General features: G+C 74.0%; 1 protein-coding gene. It reads right to left on the bottom strand.

What is annotated here, in order from left to right:
- Positions 1-189 precede the first annotated feature (189 nt).
- The coding region (locus tag H5411_RS46600; RefSeq protein WP_183128039.1) for an STAS domain-containing protein at positions 190-793 on the bottom strand (604 nt) is incomplete at its 5' end.

Genomic DNA, 793 nt, shown 5'->3' with positions numbered 1-793 from the left:
TTGTTGTCATGTCGCCTTCCATGGGGTCTCTCCGGCCACGAGCGCTACCACACGCACGTCGCGCGTAGCGGGAGAGAAATCACCGGCCAACCACCCGCATACCCGCCGCGGCTCGCACCAACCGGGCTTGCGGTCACCGTTGCCGCAAGGTCGATGGGGTCGGCCTGTCGGCTGGTGCGGATGCTGCACCTAGCGGGATGCCAGAGGGCTGCGGTGTCGGTCGCCGTGCCCGCTGCGCGCCGGCCGCCTGGGTTTGCTGCCGTGCGCCGCACCGCCGGGATGGAGCACCCGCTCACCAGGCAGTCGGCGTGGGGCGCGGTGCGCACTGTCCGGTGTGGGCCAGGGCGGGGCGGGAGCGCTGGTCCGGGGCGGTCGATGCGGAGCCGGCACCAGCCGGGCGTGGGCGAGCAGATCGAGCTGGCTCAACGTCGCCGCGACGTGCCCGGCCGCCTCGGTGATCACCACCGGAACCCCGAGCACGTCGCGGAGCAGGCGCAGCAGCAGCCCGAACCCAGTGAAGTCCAGGCGCCGGACCCGGTGCAGATCGATCACGACCTGCCGGGCGCCGCCGGTGCGCAGCCGGGCCAGCCACCCCGGCAGGTGCCGGCACAGGCACTCGGCCTGCTCCGCGCTCGGACACAGAATCCACACGCCGTCGCCGGAGTCGGCCAGTACGCGCCCGGCGGCTACGCCGCTGGAACTGGTCCCACGGTCACGCGTCCACGCCTGCGGCATCCGCCGGTTGGTGCCGGTGTGCGCTGGCGGGGCGCCGTGCCCGGTGCTCGGCGCGGGT

The sequence above is a fragment of the Amycolatopsis echigonensis genome, assembly GCF_014174495.1.
GTDB classification, from domain to species: domain Bacteria; phylum Actinomycetota; class Actinomycetes; order Mycobacteriales; family Pseudonocardiaceae; genus Amycolatopsis; species Amycolatopsis echigonensis.
The sequence above is the reverse complement of the archived record's forward strand: the minus strand, read 5'-3'. Positions and strand labels throughout refer to the sequence as shown.